We start from the raw sequence: 18154 nt of genomic DNA, 5'->3' as shown, positions 1-18154 counted from the left end.
ACAATCGCTATTCCTCCTAGTGGTATCCCTGAACGTGTCGGAATAGTGGTGATGACCCGCGCAAACTTGGATGGCGCGTATGAGCCGGCGCAATTGGCGTTTGCCAGAGCGGTCCAGGGTTACGCCGACAAGTTGGCAATCGAAAGTGCGAATCAAGAAGCTTCGGAAAGAGCCCCTGGCGTCAGCGGCAAAGAAGTTACGGAGTCTGCAGTAATCCGAGCAAGGGAAGCGCTGGATAAGAAGGTGGCGTTGCAGGTTCGAAGGCGAAGCCCTCTAGACCCCTATGCACTAGCTGGCAGTCCGATCTTTGCTGGTGCAACTGGCGTTATGGGCAGCTACCTCCATAGCCTTGAACAAGTAATTGCATTCAGCGTGCTGACCGTTCTGGCCATTGCTTGCATCCTGCACCTCGCTATCAGGAGGGCGCAGTGAAAAGAACTGTGGGCTTGGCGTTGGGTGCGGGTCTTGTCGTCACGATTACCGGGCTTGGCGTCCTGGCCAATTACGCTACTGGCTCTGATCTTGAGCAATGGGATAAAGTTGGTAGTTGGGTTAGTGCTGCGACCGCAGCCGTCGGCGTCGTCGTGGCTGCCATCTCGACTTTCTTTGCTCAACGGGCTTTGAGCACCCAAGAGAAGTCTGAGCAGTTGCGGGAAAGGCTTGCATTCAGGTTGATTCGCACATTCGCCGCACTTGAGGTTGAAGCATTGGAATATGAGCAGCCGGTGGACGAGAATGTCCCCCGTCGGCCTCTTTCCCTGCGCGAGGTTAGGGCTGTGATGGTCGCGGGCAAGGTCTGGGATAGCCAAGACCAGATCGGCTTTGACCTTGCCACGCGTGCCAGAAACGCCATTGTTCATGGTGATCTGAAGCAGCTAGACCTACTTGATTTACGATACGCAAACGAGAAGGCCGATCAGCTACTGAAAAAACTGCGCACTGCCTCGAGAACTGAGGGCTAGTCCCGCTCTGGCAACTGGCCACGGCCGACAGTCACGCCGACGACGCAGACCGGACGGGTCACCCGCAACAGAGCGGAGCAAGACGGACGAGCTGCGGCCGTGCCCGTTACCTGCCCGATCTCGCGGGCACCGACGGGCAACTACGGTCACGGTCTGACGACAGGTGGCGTGCCTGGCCAGCGATGTTGGCAGGCAGCGAGGCTCCTCGGCGCACCGCGCCGAGAATTCCTAAACTGTGGGCTGAGGCGCTGATATGACGACGAGAACTAGGGCGTTGCCCCAACCCATCGAAACGTGCTCCCCGCTTGACGCTTGATAAGACAAGTGCCAGGTACGGTGACCGGGTGCCCACCCCGCACTACGGCCAGCCCCGTTACCGCGTAATCGCAGACCAGCTCAAAGAACGCATCGAGAGTGGCAGCATCCCGCCGGGCGCGCTTCTGCCGACGGAGAGCGCCCTTACCGCTGAGTTCCGGGCGAGTCGCGGCACGCTTCGCCAAGCCATCGCCGTGCTACGCGAGGAGGGCTTAGTCACCACCGAGCACGGACGCGGCACTTCCGCGAGGCCGGCTGCCGATGTGCGAGGCTTGGAACGGCTTGCCGAATCGGAAACCGAGGAACGCCAAATCGCTGCAGACCAAGAGCTCGCAGCACTCTTTGGTGTTGAGATAGGTCCAGCCCTGATCGGACTTCAGCGCGTCAACCGACACAACGGAGTTGTCGAATCAGTCGTTAGAAGCTATCGACTGCCCTCGCCAGGGCAGTAAATTAGGCCGTTGAATGCTGCTTAGGGCGACTTGCGCCGGGCCGGGCGCTTTTTGGGCAAGCTGCAGAATCGCAGGCAGCTTCACTAGCACTCCCGTTCTGACCACGAACAATGCTGCGCCTGACGCAGATAGCGGGCATCGCAGGCGACATTCGTTGCGGAATAGACAGAGAGCGTTCGGACGCGCAGGTCTTGCGCGACGCTGTCGGATTTACGACAGGCTCGACCTGGTTTGTGGGGAACCCTCACTAGGTTGGCGTAATGAACAGCAACCCGCTAGACCACCCCGACCTTCGACTACTGCTCGATCTACTCGCGATGACTCCGCCGACCCTCCACGCCTGCCCAGCCGGCGATGGCTTCGTTCGATCAGCGAACGCCGCGTGACTGCTTTACGTGGCGGCCGAGGCTCAACGCCGATGCGCGGCGACTGACAAACGGGGTCACGACCGCTGGGAACGACGGCAGGCGTTCACGGTCTATGGCAAGCTAGCCACCCTAAAGATACACCAGACAGTTACGTAATCCGATCTACTGCTATTCAAGGCGGTGTGATGACCGACGTGCACAAGAGGGCGTATGGGGCGCGGGCACGAGGATGGGCCCATGGAATCGCACGTGAAATCGTCGAAGTTTCCCGTCCCGATTCGCACAGCACCCTATCGCGCATCCTACCAGCTGCAGCCGGGGCCGCAATTTTCCTGGTACTTGCTCTCATCTTCTTGCTTTGGATCGTAGTTGCTGTTCTCTCTGGCTTCAAAGCTCCGGATCCACAGGCGGTCTCCCGCCTGCTAACTGCAGCCATCAGCATGACCGCACTAATCGGCGCGTCGCTCGGAGCCGTATATGCATTCCGCAAGCAGCTTCTTGCTGAGCGGGAAAGCATTCGAGCTGAACAACAAGTTTATTCAGAAAGATTCGTAAAGGCCGCTGAACTGCTCGCGCACGAGAGGCCATCGGCGCGGCTTGCCGGTCTGCACTCGCTAACGAGCCTGGCTGACGACTGGCCTCAGGGACGGCAATCATGTGCCTCAGCGGTAGCCTCCTACCTTCGCCTACCGCCACCCGACGATGCAGGCGAACGGGAAGTTCAGCGCACTGCCTGGAAATCTGTCCATGATCGGCTAATGGATCCCGCCGCATCTAATTCGTGGCATCGAGAGGAGTTGGACTTTTCTGGCGGATCGTACCAGTCCATAGATTTGGACGGCGCAATACTGCATAAGGCAAGAATTCTTTTTAGGGATTGCACATTTCAGGGTGGCGAGCTGCGACTCAGAGGGGTGAGCTTAGAGGACGGTGAAATCGACTTCACCGGATCGTCATTCCAGAACATGAGAGTACTCATGGGTGGCATGAAGCTTGAAGGGCGCTCGAAGCTATTCTTGGACGAAACTAAAATTACCGACTCGAACTTCTATCCAGTTGCCGTATACATTTCAAGCAGATCGTCATTCAATGTGAGAGAGTCCGAAATTCAAAGCTCAAATTTCAAGTTCGACGCCGACGACCTGATCTCTTACATGTTCCAAGGAAGTGACTCGATCATCGCTGGCGAAGTGGACTTCACGGAGTCTACTCTCACCAATGTCGAGATACCCATGCATGCTTACAAGCTGATGGAAGGGCGACTAGTCTTTGCGGATGCAGTGACTAACAACTTCGAGTTGTCGACGCCTGGCGAAATGAAGGGGCACGTATATGTCAACCTAGACGTCACCACAGCGGGGCCAACCCGGTTTCGGATTGGCCCGGGAGAGATCGACGGGGGAGACATCCGCATACGCCCTAATGCAGGAGCATCAGCAACGCTCGATGTTGATTTTATCAACTACCGAGTACTGGGTGGTGAGGTTATGGTTCAGGCAATTCAGAATGTCTGGAAAAGCTTTCGATTCGATCATATCGGCGAAATAAAAGGCAGGCTGAATTTCAACCTTCCATTCCCTGAAGGCACAGCAGTTGACATAGATGTGGACCCGGAAGACATATACAACGTAAGGCAGATACTCCGACGTCGGCATGCACAGCCTAGAACAGATCCGTCGGTAAGTGACGACGGCACATAGGTCCCACTTTGCAGGAGACACTTGGTTCGGCAGAGCTGAGGAGTTCAATCACAACGCTTCGGCTTCAGGCGTTCGTCTTGCCATCCGTCATTGCTGCCGAAATCCTCTTTTCTGGATCAAGGCACCGCGCTCCGCGCGGTGCGGGGCGGCAAGCCCGGCCGGCGGCAAGCCGCCCCGGTCGCCTTCGGCACCGGGGCGGTGAGCCACCGACAGCCGCCGGGACACCGCCCCACGGACCGGAGGGGACGGGTTCCAACGAGGCCGTGACGGAAGCCGACGGGTCAGCCTGATCGCATGGACGAGGCTTCCGGCTGCCGCGCCAGTCCAACCCCGGGACTGGCTTGCCACCGCGTCTCCGAGCCTCGCCAGGAACACCACCGCCAGGACGTGCCCGGCATTCACCACAGCCGGCAGCAGCGCACGGAAGCCCCGCCAAGCCACCGAACGGCCGTCAGAACGAGGCGATGCGCCATGCCGATCTGAAGGACTACTGACCCAGGCCTCAGGGCGTCATCAGGGCGTCGGGGCGTCCTCAGGGCGTCAAACGCCGCCCAATGATGACCATGAACGACCATCGACGCCCGAACATAGAACCAGCTCAGAGCCCTGATCAGGTCTCTGGCCTGGTGGGCGACGGACGAGTCGACCTGTACGCCGGATTCTGTGCGCGGCGCGTACCCCGAAGGGTTTGCGCCGGCGGCGGCCATCCATCTCGGCCTGCCGTTGCCGGCAGGCTCCAGCGGCCTACCCGCAGACATCGGGCGGGCAGCCCTCAAGCGTCTGCGCCGGGCGTCATCTTGCGGTGACGGCCCTTGCTTGGCCTTGCTCCGGGTGGGGTTTACCGAGCCACCCCGGTCACCCGGGGTGCTGGTGGGCTCTTACCCCACCGTTTCACCCTTACCGTCCCCGTTGGGGTCGGCGGTCTGTTTTCTGTGGCACTGTCCCGCGGGTCGCCCCGGGTTGCCGTTAACAACCACCCTGCCCTGTGGAGTCCGGACGTTCCTCGGCGGCGGGCCGAAGCCCGCCGACGCGGCCGCCCGGTCGACTCGTCCGTCGCGCTCTCATCCTAACGACGCCGCTCGCGCGCCTATTGCCGCCCCGCACGCGGGTGCCAGAGCAGACCTGCCCCGCAGGCGGGTGCCCGCGCAGACCTGCCCCGCAGTCGGGCCTTCGACAGACCCGGCCCGCAGGGCAGCGCGCCGTGGAGACGGCCATTGGGCAGCGAGCGGTCAGTTCACGCTGATCGTTACGACACCGGTTCCGGCGTACGCCTTCGGCATCTCGGTGAGGACCGGACGCCCGGTGGGCCACTCGGCGTCGGGGCGTCCCAGCGCGGCGGCATGGGCTAGCTGCCAGTCCACACCTTGACGTAACAGACGCCCCACCAGCAGGGCGGTCGCGTAGCCCAGCTCGACGACCTCCAGTGCTGGTAGGGCACCGATGTGCTCTCCCAGGGCCGGGCGGGCGGAGGTGGCCGCGGCAAGGCAGAGTGCCGGCACCCACCTGGACGTGTCGCCCCGCACCCCTGTGTGCGGTGACCACGAGCCCGGAGAGCGCCGGGTTGCCGGCACCGAGCGCGAGCAGCGCCGTGTGGTCGGGGATGACCGCGGCCTCGTTCACGCCGCCGGCTGGCCACCGTCGGCTAGAGATTCCGGGACGTTGCCAGCCTCGACGGCCGCCCAGACGTCCTCGCCCCGGGTGAGGTCGTCGGCGCTGAGGTCGGAAGCGATCTTCAGCCGGACGTACTGCTCTGCGCGCGCCGCGCGGTCGCGCATTTCGTCGGCGGTGAGTGCCGCCTGGGTGAGCTGGGCGACGAGGTCCCGCATCGTCGTTCCGCGTTCGTTCGCCAGGAGCGCCAAGCGGTCGCGTACCTCGGTGTCGACTTTGATCGTGGTATCCACGCCCGGAGTATGCGACCGGTATACCGCTGCCCTGTTCCGCCTCGCCGGCCAGCTCACGATGGGTTCGGCGCGCGTACTAGCCTCGTGGGGCTATGGATCTCTCCCACGCCGCGCTGCTGCTCGCCGCCGGTCTCGCCGCTGGCACTGTCAACGCGGTGGCCGGTGGCGGATCGTTGATCACCTTTCCGGCGATGATCGCGATCGGGTTACCCCCGGTGCCGGCGAACGTCAGCAACTCCGTCGCGGTCTTCCCCGGCTATCTGGCCAGTGTGGCGGGCAGCCGGCAGGATCTGCCGCGCCCCCGTGCGCTGGCCACGCTCGTTCCTACCACCATCGTGGGCACGATCGTCGGGGCGTTGCTGCTGTTGGCCACTCCGGCCCGCGCGTTCGAGCTGGTCGTACCCTTCCTGGTTCTCGGCGCGACAGCGGTCCTGGCCTTCCAGGACCCGCTGCGCCGGCTGGTCGGTCACCCCCGGGACCTGTCGCCACGCCGACGGACGGTCGCGGTGCAGACGATGGTCGCGCTCGGCGCGGTGTACGGCGGGTACTTCGGTGCGGCGCTCGGGGTGATGCTGGTGGCCGGGCTGGCCCTGGTGCTGGACGCGACCCTGGCCCGGGTGAGCGCCATCAAGAATCTGCTCTCCGCGGTGGTGGGGTTGACGACGCTCGTGGTGTTCGCCCTGTTCGGCCCCTTGAACTGGGCGGCGGTCGCGGTGGTCGCGCCCGCCACCCTCATTGGGGGGTACGCGGGCGCCCGGCTCGTCCGCCGGCTGCCGCCGGTGGTGCTCAAGACGGTGATCGTGGTGTTCGGTACGACGATCGGCCTCTACCTGCTCTGGCGCGCCCTGCACTGAGCGGCGTCACCGCCAGGATCCGCGCAACTTCGGGGATGTTGCTGCTTCAGCGAGCGCCGGAGGCAGCAATTTTCCTGAACCTGAGCGGATCGTGGCCGGCTCGCCCGCGGAAGCGGCAGGGGGCACGAGGGGGCGGGGCGAGCCGGTCAGTAGGTCTCGCCGACGGGCTCGTGTTCGGTGTCGGCGGCGGCGCGGTTCCAGCGGGACCAGAGCACCCGCTCGCCGTAGCCGGCAGCCATCACGTGCGCGAAGGCCAGGTAGACGAGCACGCCGACGGCGAGCACCCCGAAGCCGACCCAGAACGGCAGCGCCAGCGACTGCTCGGCGAGCTTGCCCGAGATGATCGGGGCCGGCGCGGCGGCCCCCCAGCGGACCAGGTTGAACGCGCCGGTGGCGACGCGCCGGTCGCTGGAGCCGAGGCCGAGCGCCAGGTCGGTGAGGTTGGCGTTGGCCAGGCCCATGCAGAGTCCGGCGAGCACCAGCACCACGAGCGCCTCGGCGGTGCTGGTGGAGGTGGCGAAGAGGACCATGCAGACCAGCAGCCCGGCGATGGCCACGCCGACGGTCTGTACCGCGCCGATGCGGTGGGCCAGCCGGTGACCGATCACCATGATGCCGGCGGCCAGGCCGAGACCCCAGCCGGTGAAGGCGAGCCCCAGCGGGATGACGTCCAGGCCGAGGAAGAGCGGCGTGTAGCCGAGCACCACGAAGAACACGAAGTTGTACGCGGCGGTGACCACGCACAGGGCGATGAACGCCGGGCGGCGGTAGGTGGCGAAGATCTGGCCGACGCGTACCGGGGCCTGCCGGTTGGTGGGCTCGCGGAGTTTGCGGGAGGCCACGCCGAGGGCGAGGACCATGAAGACGCCGCAGACGAAGAACGGCAGCCGCCAGCTCACCTCGCCGAGCAGGCCGCCGATCAGTGGTCCGACGGCGAAGCCGAGGCCGAGGGCGGTCTCGAAGAGGCCCACCACCCATTCCCGGTCGACGGCCAGGTTGACGAGCACCACCATGGCGGTGGCGAAGAACATCGCGTTGCCCAGCCCCCAGACGCCGCGCAGCACGGAGAGCTGGACGATGTTGTCGCTGAACGAGGCGAGGATCGCGGCGAGGCCGACCACGGAGACGCCGGTGATGAGCACCGGCTTGAAGCCGAACCGGCCGCTGGCCAGCGTCGCCGGGATCATGCCAAGAGCCATGACCGCGATGTACGCGGTGAACAGCAGCTCGACCTGCCAGGCGGTGACGCCGATCGCCTCGCCGATGGCGGGCAGGATCGGGTCGACGACGGCGATGCCGGCGATGGCGAGGAAGGCCACCAGCGTGGTGGCGTAGATGGCACTGCGGTTCGGTTCGGAACGCCGATCCACTCCAACTCCTCAGATAGCTGTATCGTACAGGTACTTATTCTGTATGATACAGCTATGAGTGACGACCCTGACGAGAGCACCCTCGGCCAGATCGAGACCGAGGTGGCCCTGCTGATGCGCTTCGGCGAGGCCACCCGACGGGCCACCGGCACCGCCGAGCACCGGGTGCTGGACCGCGCGGCGTACGTCATCCTGCGCCACCTGGCCGACGCCGGCCCGCAGAACGTCTCGGCGCTCGCCGCCCGGCTCAACCTGGACGGCTCGACAGTCACCCGGCAGGTGTCCGCGCTTCAGCGCGACGGCCTGATCACCCGTACCCCGGACCCGTCCGACGGCCGCGGCACCGTCATCTCCCCCACCTCGACCGGTCTGCAACGGATGGCCGCCGTCCAGGCCGCCCGCACCCGGCTCTACGGGGACATGCTCGCCGACTGGACCGCCGATGACCGGGAGACCCTGGCCCGGCTGCTGAGCCGCCTCAACCAGGCCCTGGTAGACCGCAACCGCCGCCGCTGACACGCGTGGCGGATCGTGGCCTGGCTCACCGCGCCATCCGGCCGCGCGAAAGCTCTTCCCACCGCCAAGATCGCGCACGATCCTGGTTGTAGTGGCCTCCCGCACGACCCGACACCACTACAACAATGATCGAGCACGATCTCCGCGGTGCGCCGCGCCGGCCCGGCGGCGTAGGACGCAGAAGCACCACCGCCCCTGGCGGACCGACGCGGAAGCTCCTTCCACCGCCAAGGTCGCGCATGATCCTTGTTGTAGTGGCCTCCCGCATGGCCCGACGCCACTACAACAAGGATCGAGCACGATCTTGGAGTCGAAGCGCGCCAGGCCGTCGGCCCGGCCCGGCAGCCGTCGCTGCCTTACGCCAACCCTCGCTGACACCGCCAGCCCTCGCCGACCGCGCCAGCCCTCGCCGAACCCGCCAGCCCTCCCTGACCCGCGCCAACCCTCGCCGACCCCGCCAGCCCTCCCTGACGGCGCCAGCCCTCGCCGAACCCGCCAGCCCTCCCTGACGGCGCCAGCCCTCGCCGAACCCGCCAGCCCTCGCTGACCCGCCGGCCCTCGCTGACCCGCCGGCCCTCGCTGACCCGCCGGCCCTCGCTGACCCCGCCGGCCCTGGCTGCCTCTATCGGAGGGCGCATGATTCGTTTGCGGCATCAGCTCGATAGCGTCCGAAACCACGTCACCACCCCGCGACGACGCCCCGCGCGATGACCACCCCACGACGATGACCAACCCACGACGCCGACCACCCCGCCCGACGACCACCCCGCCGACGACAGGCCCCAGTCGACCGGACGCAGACCACCGGACACAGACCACTGGACCTCAGACCACTGGGCCACAGATACGCCCGGGCACCGACCGGCGTCGGCACCCGGGCGTACCTTCGGTCAGGCGACTGGTTCGCGGGTTGGGTCGGCGTCGCGTTCGGTGCCGGGGGTGACGCGGGCGTCGCCCTCGTCGGCGAAGTAGTCGTCCGGCTCGGTGCCGTCGACTCCGTCGTCCGCCTTCGCGGCCCGCAGCGCCAGCGTCACCAGCGCCGCCACGGCCAGGTTGACGGCCACCGCCACGATGCCGACGTAGATCGTCTTGGTGGTGTCGAACCCGAACTCCGACAGCGGGAACGCCGAGCCGCCGAAGTGCTTCCGGGTCGGGCTGGCCACCTGGTAGAGCATCCACATGCCCAGCCCCATGCCGGCCACCCAGCCGACGATCAGGCCGGTGCGGTGGAACCAGCGGGTGTAGAGGCCCAGCGCCACCGCCGGCAGCGTCTGCAGGATGATCACGCCACCGATCAGTTGGAGGTCGATGGAGAACTGCGGGTCGAGGAAGACGATGCAGGCCACCGCGCCGACCTTGACCACCAGCGAGGTGATCTTCGAGACGTTCGCCTCCTGGGCCGGGGAGGCGTCGCGCTTCAGGTACTCCTTGTAGATGTTGCGGGTGAACAGGTTCGCCGCCGCGATCGACATGATCGCCGCGGGCACCAGCGCGCCGATGCCGATCGCCGCGTACGCGACACCGGCGAACCAGTCCGGGAACTGCTGGTCGAACAGGAGCGGGACGATCGTGTTGTTGTCCACCGAGCCGGCCGAACTGCCGGGCAACGGCTTCACGCCGGCCGCGATGGCCATGTAGCCGAGCAGCGCGATCAACCCGAGCAGCAGGCTGTACGCGGGCAGCGCCGACATGTTCCGCTTGATCACGTCACGGTTCCGGCTGGCCAGCACACCGGTGATGCTGTGCGGGTAGAGGAAGAGCGCCAACGCCGAGCCGAACGCCAGCGTCACGTACTGGAGCTGGTTGTTGCCGTTGAGCAGGATGCCGTCGTTCGGGTTGGGCGAGGCGTCGAACTTCGCGTCCGCGGCGGCGAAGATGTCACCCCAACCACCCAGCTTGTACGGCAGGTAGATGACCGCCACCAGGATCACGATGTAGATCAGGCTGTCCTTGACGAACGCGATCAGCGCGGGCGCGCGCAACCCGGACTGGTACGTGTAGGCGGCCAGGATGGCGAACGCGATGATGATCGGCAGGTGCCGGGCCAGCGCGTTGTCGCCGGTGACCCCCATCGTCTTGAGCACCGCCTCGATGCCGACCAGCTGCAACGCGATGTACGGCATGGTGGCCACGATGCCGGTGATGGCGATCAGCAGGGCCAGCACCGGCGAGTCGAAGCGCTTTCGGACGAAGTCGGCCGGCGTGACGAACCCGTGCCGGTGCGACACCGACCAGAGCCGGACCAGCACCAGGAACACCAACGGATAGATCACGATGGTGTACGGCACGGCGAAGAACCCGGCCGCGCCGGCACCGAACATCAACGCCGGCACCGCCACGAAGGTGTACGCGGTGTAGAGGTCACCACCGACCAGGAACCAGGTGATCCAGCCGCCGAAGCTGCGCCCGCCCAGCCCCCACTCGTCCAGGTGCGCCATGTCCTTCGGTGCCCGCCAGCGGGCCGCCACGAAGCCCATCACGCTGACCAGGAGGAACAGCAGGGAGAAGACGATGATCTCGGTGAGATGGTCGCGCCACATCAGGAGCCACCCCGCTTCTTCGTCATCTGGTAGACCAACGTGGTGGTGCCGACGCCGAGCAGGATGAAGGCCAGTTGCAGCCAGTAGAAGCGCGGGAAGCCGAAGACCCGGGGCGAGTCGCCATTGAAGAACGCCGGGATCAGCGGCACCACGATGGGGATGAAGAGCAACCAGTTCCAGGGGCTGTGGTCCTTTGCCCTGGTCGGCGCCGTGGGCGGCGCCTCCGGTTCGGGTGCAGCCATCTGACACACCTCCGGGGAGTCGTGGCTTTCGATGCAACGGCCGGAGGCTACGACTCTGTGATGGGCGTCACGTGACCCGTTCGGAAGGTGCTGCGCCGAACGGCTGGTGGCCTGCGCCGAACGGCGCAGGCCACCAGCCGAAGGGTGAACGGCTCAGAGGGCCGCGAGGTGGGCGGTGTCGTTGACCGTGCGCACCGCCACGCCGCCGTCCGGCCACATGTCGAACACCGAGATGCCGGCCGCGTCCAGGAAGAGCCGGTGCAGGAAGCCGTCGCCGGCCGCGAGGGCGTCGCGCAGCGCCAGCTTGATCGGGGAGACGTGCGAGACGACCACCACCGTCTCACCGGGGTACGCGGTCAGCAGCCCGCTGATGACGCGGTGCGCGCGTTCGGCGACCTGGGTGAACGACTCACCGCCCGGCGGCGCGATCCGGGGTGAGGCGAGCCAGGCGTCCATCTCCCCCGGCCACTGCTGGCGCACCTCGGCGAAGGTACGTCCCTCCCACTGGCCGAAGTCGCACTCGATCAGGTCGTCGTCGGTGCGGACCGGCACGTCACCGAGCGCCCCGGCGATCGACGCCGCGGTGGCCGTACACCGGGACAACGGTGAGCTGAGCACGGCCGCGACGGACGGGGCCAGCTCGGCCACCCGGGCGCCGGTGGCCTGCGCCTGGGCGCGGCCGCGCTCGGACAGCGGCACGTCGCCGCGCCCGGAGTAGCGCCCCTGCTCGGTGTACGGAGTCTCGCCGTGCCGAACCAGGATGAGCCGGGTGGCGGTGAAGCTCGGCCGGGGCTCCCAGGACGCCGGCGCGGTCGCCGGGTCGCTGCCGACGATCGGGGCGGCCGGCGTGGTCGAGGGCTGGTCGGTGGCCGCGGTCGTCGCCGGACGGGCGGGGGCCGCGGTCGCCGGCGGACGGCCCGCGGCGGCGTCCATGGCGGCGTTGGCGAGGGCGTCGGCGTGCCGGTTCTGCTCGCGCGGAATCCAGCTGAACCGGACCGCGGTGAACCGGCCGACCAGCGCGGCGGCCTGGGCGGCGAGGGGCCGCAGGCCGGGGTGCTTGATCTGCCACCGGCCGCACATCTGCTCGACCACCAGCTTGGAGTCCATCCGGACGTCCACCTCGGCGGCGCCCAGCTCGGCGGCGGCGGTCAACCCGGCGATCAGGCCCTGGTACTCGGCGACGTTGTTGGTGGTCGTGCCGAGCGACTCGGACCGCTCGGCGAGCACCTCGCCGGTCTCCGGGTCGCGGACCACCGCGCCGTAGCCGGCGGGGCCGGGGTTGCCCCGGGACCCACCGTCGGCCTCGATGGAGACGACGCGCGGCGCCACGACCTACAGGCCCGACTCGTTGGTGCGGACCATGATCCGTCGGCAGTCCTCGCAGCGGACCACGTCGTCGGGGGCGGCCTTGCGGATGCGGGCCAGGTCGGCGCCGGACAGCTCCAGGCGGCACCCGCCGCAGCGGCCAGCGGTGAGCAGCGCGGCACCCAACCCGGTGTCCTCGCGGATCTTGTCGTAGAGGTTGACCAGCTCGCTCGGGAGATCGGCGGCGAGCGGCTGACGGGCCCCCCGCTTGAACTCCTCCTCCTTGGCGATCTCGGCCAGCGCCTCGTCGCGGCGCTGCTCGGTCGCGGCCCGCTTGTCCCGGGTCTCGGCCAGCCGCTGCTCCACGCCGTCCAGTACGCCCTGCGCGGTCTCCCGCTGCTCCATCAGCTCCAGCTCGGCGTCCTCCAGGTCGCCCTGGCGGCGCTTGAGCGAGACCAGCTCGTGCTGGAGCGCTTCCAGCTCGCGGGCCGGGCCGGTGCCGGCGGCCAGCCGGTTCTCGTCCTTCTCCTTGCGGGCCCGGACCTGCTCGACGTCCTTCTCCAACCGGGCGATGTCCCGGTCCAGGTCGTCCACCGCCACCTGGGCGCGAACCCGCTCGTCCTCCATCGACGACAACTCCCGGGCCAGCGACTCCAGCTCGGCCCGCTCGGCAAGCGAACGCCGGCGGTGGGCGAGCTGGGCGAGGTTGGTGTCGATCGCCTGGAGGTCGAGCAGGCGGCGCTGCACCTGAGGGTCAGCCTTCACGGTCGGGCTCCTTGTCGTCCACAACGGGTGCGGCGGCGTGCACGGTCCACGGGTCGGTGTCCAGGTCGGACACCAGCGTCTCGACGCCCAGCGCCTCCTGGAGGAAGGCGGCCAGGTCGTCCAGCCACGGTCGTTCGGTCGCCCAGTGGGCGGCGTCGATCAGGGCGGGACCATCGGCGGCGAGGTGCTCGCCGGCCGGGTGGTGCCGCAGGTCGGCGGTGAGGAACGCGTCCACCCCGGCGGCGGTCGCGGCGCCGAGGAAGCTGTCCCCCGACCCGCCGCTGACGGCGAGGGTACGAACCATACGCCCGGGATCCCCCGCCGCGCGAACTCCCCAGGACGTGACGGGGAGCACCGCCGCCGCGTGCCGGGTCAGTTCGGCGAGGGTCATCGGCTCGGGCAGTTCGCCGATCCGGCCGAAACCCCTGTCGTCGCCGTGGGCGGGCGAGCCGGGCGCGGGTCGTTGGAGGGGGCGCAGACCGGTGAGCCCGAAGCGGGCGGCGAGGGCGTCGGAGACGCCCGGGGAGGCCACGTCGGCGTTGGTGTGCGCCGCGTACAGCGCCGTCCCGGCCCGGATCAACCGGTGGATGATCCGCCCCTTGAAGGTCGTCGCGGCGACCGACGACACCCCGCGCAGCAGCAGCGGGTGATGCGAGACGATCATGTCCGCCTCGGCGGCGAGGGCTTCGTCGACGGTTTCGGGCACCACGTCGACCACACAGAGCACCCGTCGGACCGGAGCGGCCGGCTCACCGAGCACCAGGCCCACCCGGTCCCACTCCTCCGCCCAGACCGGCGGAAAACGCCGTTCCAGCGCGGCCACCACGTCGCTGACTGTGGGGGCGGATCCGCTTGTGCTCACGGCGGGCCAGCTTACCGGCGTCCGGGCCGCCGGGCGGTGACACCCGGCCCGGCCGCGTCGGGTGGAAGATCTGCCGGACCCGCTACGCGGCGCTCCAGGAGACGGTCTGCAACGCGGCCAGCGGCATCGCCCAGGGGAAGGCGTGCAGGTGCTGCTCCCCCGTTCCGGGCGGGTGCAGGGCGATCACGTCGTCACCGAAGAGCACCGTGACGCCCCACTCGGCCAACCGGGCCACCCCGGCCCGAAACGCCGGGTGGCAGGCCATCGCCGCGTTGGTGTAGGGCACCGCCACGATGGGGACGCCCTTGCCCTGCGCCTCGACCAACAGCCCGAGCGCCAGCGTGTCGGTAATCCCGGCGGCCCACTTGTTGACCGTGTTGACGGTGGCCGGGCAGACGATCATGGCATCGGCGGGCGGCAGCACGTCCGGGTCACCGGGGTTCTTGTAGTGCGTCCGCACCGGGTGGCCGGTCTGCCGGATCAGGGCCGACTGGTCGACGAACTTCGCGCCGTCCGGCGTGGTGACCACGCAGACGTCCCAACCGTCCTGTTGGGCGAGGTCGACCAGACGACCGACGTGTCGGGCCAGCGGCGAGCCGCAGGCGATGACGTACAGCACCTCACGGTGCCCGCTGTTGTGCGCTGCACCGGCCATCAGACCGGCTCCGCGCTCATACCCCTACTCCCATGTGCTCAGCCAACTCCGCTACCGGAGAAGGCGGCGCACCACGTGTGCGACGGAGGATGTCGGACATCACCTCGTGCGCGATCGGTCGGCAGCGGATCTCCGACGGGGCGAGCCGATCACCGAGCAACAGCATCTCGCCGGCGTTCGCCACGTCACCGATCTGGGCGTAGCCGCGGGCGATGTCGAGCAGGTGGTGGGCGCGGCGCTCGGGCAGCAGCGCGTTGAAGGAGGGCTCCGCGATGCGCAACTGGTGCACCTCCACGGCCCGCCCCCCGTCGCCCAGCTCCACGGCGGCGGCGGCCCGGTGCAGTTCGACATTGGTCGGGCCGAACGACGTCCAGTAGTGGTTGTGGTCGCCGCCGAGCAGGGTGGCGGCCTCCTGCGCGCAGTTGATCAGGTCGTCGACGCTGGCCGAGTCACCGATGCGCGACGCGGCCATCGCGCCCTGCAGCAGCAGCATCCCGTAGACGGAGAGGCGGGCCGGGGAGACGGCGTTGCTTCCACCCGGTGCCAGCCGGTTGGCGATCTGGACGTTCAGCTCCAGCGCGGGACGGGCCCGCCCCATCGCGACCAGGGCGTTGCACACCCGGGTGGTGGCGATCCCGGCGAGCAGCGGGTCGTCGGCCCGTTGGGCCACCGCCATCGACCGGTCGGCGGCCAACCAGGCCAGCTCGCACTCGCCCAGCTTGCGCAGCACCGAGGAGGCGATCTGGTAGACCTGCCCGAGCAGGTGGGCCGCCTCGGCGGCCTGCTCACCGCCGTACGCGGCGTCAGCCGCCTGGGCGTCGCGCAGCAGCTTCGGCAGCGCCCGGGTGAGCATCCCGTAGCGGCCGTACTGATAGGTGAGCCAGGCGTGGTTGACGGCCTTGCGCATGTCGTCCATCGGCGGCGGGTACGGCGCCGCGTCGAAGTACGCGCTCATCGAGTCGTAGCGTTCCAGCGCCGCCCGGATCTCCTGCACCTCGACCTGGTCGATGCAGTTGAGGGCGTCGGCGCGCCGCTCCGGGTCCTTGCCCATCAACAGCTGCACGTCCATCTGGAGGATGTCGGCGATCTCGTAGAGGACGGAGAACTTGTCCAACCGGCGGACGCCGCGTTCGACCTTGTCCACCCAGCTCTTGGACTTGCCCAGCCGGTCCGCGAAGACCTGCTGCGACATCTTGCGCCGCCCCCGCCAGTAGGCCACTCGCCGTCCTATGGGTAGCTCGTCCATCTCCCCATCCTCCCCTGCCACCGACGACCAATCGAGTCGGGGCGATGTCCGCGGGTGCGGCGACTGCCGTTCATGTTCAGGTTTTGGCTGGTCGCACAGGATGTACGTCAGCCGGACAGGTACCCCTCGTACTTTTCGTGCAAGTTGCACGAGCCGTTCGTCAACCTCAACGAGCGTGGGTTACGGCAGTGACGGTGCTCGACATGCGACCTGGTGAAAGCCGGGCCCGACGAGAGGAGATGGCACACATGTGGGGAAATGTCGTACCGCGCGTTGCCGAACTGTCGCCGCTGGAACGGGTCCGGCTGCGCCGGGTCGCCATCCGGTACGCGGTACACGGCTGGGAGGTCACCCCGGGGGCCTGTCTGGCCCGCAGCCGGTTCGTCTGCGGCCGAGCCGGTTGCCCCACAGTGGGCTGCCACCCCGCCCTGGAGAACTGGGAGCTGGCCGCCAGCACCGACCCGGCCCGGGTGGCGACCTGGTGGCGGAGCCGACCGCACGGGGTGCTGCTGCCCACCGGCCGCGCCTTCGACGTGCTGGAGGTGCCCGCCCACCTCGGCCGGCACGTGCTCGACGCCGTCCAGATCCACCCGGCCGGCACCGGCGTACGCGGACCGGTGCTGGTCACGCCCACCGGGCGGTGGATGTTCCTGGTTCGCCCCGGCGACCCGCTCAGGCCGGAGCTGGAGCACTGCTTCCACGTGGTGCGGCACGGGCCGGGCTCGTGGATCCCCGCGCCGCCCACCCGGCTGCCGGAGGGCACGGTCCGCTGGGCGGTCGCCCCGGAGCAGGCCCGCTGGCAGCTTCCGGATTCGTACCTCGTGCAGAACACGTTGATCGGGGCGCTGCGCGCCGCCGGGGTAACGCTCGCCCCTGACCTGCTCCCCGGTCATCTGCCGCTGCCTCGGCGAGGTATGTGAGACCGGCCCGGTCGAGATTCGATCCGGTGCCCGACAGCGTCGCCGAGGCGTCGGTCCTCGTTGACAGGGGGACGGTGCGAACGCGCGCCACGAACGGGGGAACGATGTCCACAAACGACAGAGCGCCTCACCCTGGCGGCACCGAGCCGCCCCGGCGCAGCCACCCGGGGCGCCGCTGGGCCGGCACCCGCCCGTCCGGGTCCCGCCCCGGCCGCCCACGCCCCACCGGCTCCCGCCCAGCCAGCACCCACCGCCCCCTCCGCTAACCACCCCCCTCCCCCTCCCCCTCCCCCTCCCCCTCCCCAGCCCCGCCCGCGCCGCCCTACCCCGCCCCGACTTTCCGCGATCTTGCACTTTCTGTCCCGACAATCTCCACGCACAGGGACAGAACGCCAACCGCAAGTGCAAGATCGCGGGGGTGGGACGGGGCGTGGAGGGGGTGGGAGGGCGGGCGGGCTAGTTGGTTAGGGGGAGGTTGGACGAGTGGTATTCGCGGGCGTTGTCGGTGATCGCCGCGTGGGTGTGGTCGTCCAGGCGGGCCAGCCAGTTGAGGCCGGGAGTGCCCATGGCCAGGGCGGCGGTGGCGTACGCGTCGGCCACCCCGAGGTCGGTGCCGACCACCGTCACCGAGCGCAGCCCACTGGCCGGCGCGCCCCGGCGCGGGTCCAAAACGTGCCGGCCGCGTTCGTACACGCCGGACGTGGCCACCGCCAGGTCGGTCCCGCTGAGCACCAGGCAGGCCGCCATCGCGTCCCACGGATGCCGGATACCGATGCGCCACGGCTCCCCGGACGGCGACAGACCCCGCACCCGTACGTCGCCGCCGGCATTCACGCAGTGGTTGACCGCACCGGCGGCGACGAGGCGGTCCGAGGCGACCTGGGCGGCCCAGCCCTTGACGAAGCCGGACGGGTCGAGCCGACCGGTGGCGTACGCGTCGAAGAACCCGTCGGTGGCGCCCCACAGGTCGGCGCAGGTCTCCAGCACGTACCGCAGGTCAGCGGACGCCTCGGAGAGCAGCACCTCACCACGGTCGAAGCGGCACACCTCGCTGTCCGGCTGGTAGGTGCTGAACCGCGCGTCCACCTCGTGCATCCAGGCGAAGACCTCGTCGGCCAGCTCGCGCAGCGTCGCCGGGGGCAGGTCGTCGGCGAGGTCCAGGGTGATCGCCGTACCCATGA

General features: G+C 68.3%; 18 protein-coding genes and 1 other RNA gene. 7 read left to right on the top strand and 12 right to left on the bottom strand.

Translation table 11 applies throughout. From position 1 onward, the window contains the following. Window positions 1–45: 45 nt before the first annotated feature. The 4 genes from ACZ6NZ_RS30635 to ACZ6NZ_RS30620 all read left to right on the top strand — a co-directional run bounded on the left by ACZ6NZ_RS30635 (window position 46) and on the right by ACZ6NZ_RS30620 (window position 3797). On the top strand, window positions 46–432 hold the full coding sequence (locus tag ACZ6NZ_RS30635; protein ID WP_357996431.1) for a hypothetical protein: 387 nt from the start codon (window positions 46–48) through the stop codon (window positions 430–432). Next, a complete protein-coding gene (locus ACZ6NZ_RS30630; protein WP_465861306.1) occupies window positions 429–962 on the top strand; it encodes a hypothetical protein in 534 nt (177 codons plus the stop codon). The genes ACZ6NZ_RS30635 and ACZ6NZ_RS30630 overlap by 4 nt, the downstream gene beginning before the upstream one ends. Before the next feature lie 344 nt (window positions 963–1306). Continuing rightward, window positions 1307–1729, top strand: coding sequence for a GntR family transcriptional regulator (locus ACZ6NZ_RS30625; RefSeq protein ID WP_465861305.1), 423 nt, complete (start codon window positions 1307–1309; stop codon window positions 1727–1729). A 553-nt stretch (window positions 1730–2282) separates the two neighbouring features. After that, window positions 2283–3797: a hypothetical protein gene (locus tag ACZ6NZ_RS30620; protein ID WP_465861304.1), complete on the top strand. Its 1515-nt coding sequence runs from the start codon at window positions 2283–2285 to the stop codon at window positions 3795–3797. A 634-nt stretch (window positions 3798–4431) separates the two neighbouring features. On the opposite strand, the gene rnpB is transcribed toward ACZ6NZ_RS30620, so the two are convergent. The 3 genes from rnpB to ACZ6NZ_RS30605 form a co-directional block, all read right to left on the bottom strand. Continuing rightward, window positions 4432–4846: RNase P RNA component class A (rnpB, locus tag ACZ6NZ_RS30615), an RNA gene on the bottom strand. Between the two features lie 180 nt (window positions 4847–5026). Beyond that, a complete protein-coding gene (locus ACZ6NZ_RS30610) occupies window positions 5027–5296 on the bottom strand; it encodes a PIN domain-containing protein (RefSeq protein ID WP_465861303.1) in 270 nt (89 codons plus the stop codon). A gap of 117 nt (window positions 5297–5413) precedes the next feature. Then, a complete protein-coding gene (locus ACZ6NZ_RS30605) occupies window positions 5414–5698 on the bottom strand; it encodes a hypothetical protein (protein ID WP_465861302.1) in 285 nt (94 codons plus the stop codon). Between the two features lie 92 nt (window positions 5699–5790). Between ACZ6NZ_RS30605 and ACZ6NZ_RS30600 the strand changes: the two genes are divergently transcribed. Then, window positions 5791–6552, top strand: a complete 762-nt coding sequence (locus ACZ6NZ_RS30600; RefSeq protein WP_357222179.1) for a sulfite exporter TauE/SafE family protein — start codon at window positions 5791–5793, stop codon at window positions 6550–6552. A gap of 146 nt (window positions 6553–6698) precedes the next feature. Here ACZ6NZ_RS30600 and ACZ6NZ_RS30595 read toward each other — a convergent pair whose 3' ends face one another. Further along, window positions 6699–7922, bottom strand: a complete 1224-nt coding sequence (locus ACZ6NZ_RS30595; RefSeq protein WP_396794082.1) for an MFS transporter — start codon at window positions 7920–7922, stop codon at window positions 6699–6701. Between the two features lie 54 nt (window positions 7923–7976). On the opposite strand from ACZ6NZ_RS30595, the gene ACZ6NZ_RS30590 reads away from it, so the two are divergent. After that, complete coding sequence (locus ACZ6NZ_RS30590; RefSeq protein WP_465861301.1) at window positions 7977–8438, top strand: MarR family winged helix-turn-helix transcriptional regulator; 462 nt, start codon at window positions 7977–7979, stop codon at window positions 8436–8438. 890 nt (window positions 8439–9328) lie between these two features. On the opposite strand, the gene mctP is transcribed toward ACZ6NZ_RS30590, so the two are convergent. The 7 genes from mctP to ACZ6NZ_RS30555 form a co-directional block, all read right to left on the bottom strand. Continuing rightward, entirely contained in the window at window positions 9329–10978 is a 1650-nt protein-coding gene (gene mctP, locus ACZ6NZ_RS30585) for a monocarboxylate uptake permease MctP (RefSeq protein ID WP_465861300.1), read from the bottom strand. Then, complete coding sequence (locus tag ACZ6NZ_RS30580; RefSeq protein ID WP_238680505.1) at window positions 10978–11220, bottom strand: DUF3311 domain-containing protein; 243 nt, start codon at window positions 11218–11220, stop codon at window positions 10978–10980. Before ACZ6NZ_RS30580 ends, mctP begins: the two co-directional genes overlap by 1 nt. A 153-nt stretch (window positions 11221–11373) precedes the next feature. Further along, entirely contained in the window at window positions 11374–12549 is a 1176-nt protein-coding gene (locus ACZ6NZ_RS30575; RefSeq protein WP_465861299.1) for a bifunctional RNase H/acid phosphatase, read from the bottom strand. Window positions 12550–12552: 3 nt separating this feature from the next. Further along, window positions 12553–13290, bottom strand: a complete 738-nt coding sequence (locus ACZ6NZ_RS30570) for a zinc ribbon domain-containing protein (RefSeq protein ID WP_465861298.1) — start codon at window positions 13288–13290, stop codon at window positions 12553–12555. Next, the gene (locus ACZ6NZ_RS30565) at window positions 13280–14116 is read right to left on the bottom strand and encodes a Nif3-like dinuclear metal center hexameric protein (protein WP_465861365.1); all 837 of its coding nucleotides are present in this window, start codon (window positions 14114–14116) and stop codon (window positions 13280–13282) included. Before ACZ6NZ_RS30565 ends, ACZ6NZ_RS30570 begins: the two co-directional genes overlap by 11 nt. Window positions 14117–14234: 118 nt before the next feature. Next, window positions 14235–14807 carry a flavoprotein gene (locus ACZ6NZ_RS30560; protein WP_238690551.1) on the bottom strand — a complete coding sequence of 191 codons (573 nt, stop codon included), beginning with the start codon at window positions 14805–14807 and terminating at the stop codon, window positions 14235–14237. A gap of 16 nt (window positions 14808–14823) precedes the next feature. After that, window positions 14824–16053 (bottom strand): helix-turn-helix domain-containing protein, encoded by a 1230-nt coding sequence (locus ACZ6NZ_RS30555; RefSeq protein WP_366608926.1) that lies wholly within the window; start codon window positions 16051–16053, stop codon window positions 14824–14826. Between the two features lie 248 nt (window positions 16054–16301). Between ACZ6NZ_RS30555 and ACZ6NZ_RS30550 the strand changes: the two genes are divergently transcribed. Further along, on the top strand, window positions 16302–16973 hold the full coding sequence (locus ACZ6NZ_RS30550) for a bifunctional DNA primase/polymerase (protein ID WP_366608927.1): 672 nt from the start codon (window positions 16302–16304) through the stop codon (window positions 16971–16973). Between the two features lie 456 nt (window positions 16974–17429). Here ACZ6NZ_RS30550 and ACZ6NZ_RS30545 read toward each other — a convergent pair whose 3' ends face one another. After that, a complete protein-coding gene (locus ACZ6NZ_RS30545; protein WP_465861363.1) occupies window positions 17430–18152 on the bottom strand; it encodes an FAD:protein FMN transferase in 723 nt (240 codons plus the stop codon). Window positions 18153–18154 lie beyond the last annotated feature (2 nt).

Source organism: Micromonospora sp. NPDC047756 (assembly GCF_055587245.1).
Note: the sequence above shows the minus strand (reverse complement) of the source record. Positions and strands in the feature narration are given on the sequence as shown.

Excerpts from the sequence above, each read along its gene's own strand:
- mctP (WP_465861300.1), bottom strand. The coding sequence starts at position 10,978 with ATGTGGCGCGACCATCTCACCGAGATCATCGTCTTCTCCCTGCTGTTC.
- ACZ6NZ_RS30620 (WP_465861304.1), top strand. The coding sequence starts at position 2,283 with ATGACCGACGTGCACAAGAGGGCGTATGGGGCGCGGGCACGAGGATGG.
- ACZ6NZ_RS30560 (WP_238690551.1), bottom strand. The coding sequence starts at position 14,807 with ATGGCCGGTGCAGCGCACAACAGCGGGCACCGTGAGGTGCTGTACGTC.
- ACZ6NZ_RS30545 (WP_465861363.1), bottom strand. The coding sequence starts at position 18,152 with ATGGGTACGGCGATCACCCTGGACCTCGCCGACGACCTGCCCCCGGCG.
- ACZ6NZ_RS30600 (WP_357222179.1), top strand. The coding sequence starts at position 5,791 with ATGGATCTCTCCCACGCCGCGCTGCTGCTCGCCGCCGGTCTCGCCGCT.
- ACZ6NZ_RS30580 (WP_238680505.1), bottom strand. The coding sequence starts at position 11,220 with ATGGCTGCACCCGAACCGGAGGCGCCGCCCACGGCGCCGACCAGGGCA.
- ACZ6NZ_RS30555 (WP_366608926.1), bottom strand. The coding sequence starts at position 16,053 with ATGGACGAGCTACCCATAGGACGGCGAGTGGCCTACTGGCGGGGGCGG.
- ACZ6NZ_RS30550 (WP_366608927.1), top strand. The coding sequence starts at position 16,302 with ATGTGGGGAAATGTCGTACCGCGCGTTGCCGAACTGTCGCCGCTGGAA.
- ACZ6NZ_RS30590 (WP_465861301.1), top strand. The coding sequence starts at position 7,977 with ATGAGTGACGACCCTGACGAGAGCACCCTCGGCCAGATCGAGACCGAG.